Here is a 262-nt window from a genome sequence, read left to right as displayed (position 1 = left end):
GGCAAAGCGACCTTGGCCTTTGGCTTGAACAATTCGTCGATGAAATGAGTTCCGGCCCCGGACGCGAATTGCTGCGTGAAGCGCTGGCCGGAAGCTCGACCGAACGTGCGGGCCAATGCACGGAATGTATCCTGCGCAACCTCGCCAGCATCATTGCTCGCGGTGTCCGGCAAGGCGCAACCCCGCCCGACGCGGAAACCCTGCTCGACCGAGTCGTGGCACCGGTGATCTACCGGATATTGTTCACGAAAACACCTCCCAC

1 protein-coding gene is annotated in these 262 nt (G+C 61.1%); it reads left to right on the top strand.

From position 1 onward, the window contains the following. The coding region (locus tag SB719_RS20870; RefSeq protein ID WP_412159849.1) for a TetR-like C-terminal domain-containing protein at positions 1-262 on the top strand (262 nt) is incomplete at both ends.

The organism is Pantoea sp. SIMBA_079 (assembly GCF_046940275.1).
In the GTDB taxonomy this organism is placed as follows: domain Bacteria; phylum Pseudomonadota; class Gammaproteobacteria; order Enterobacterales; family Enterobacteriaceae; genus Pantoea; species Pantoea borealis.
This window is presented reverse-complemented; position numbering and strand designations above follow the sequence as displayed.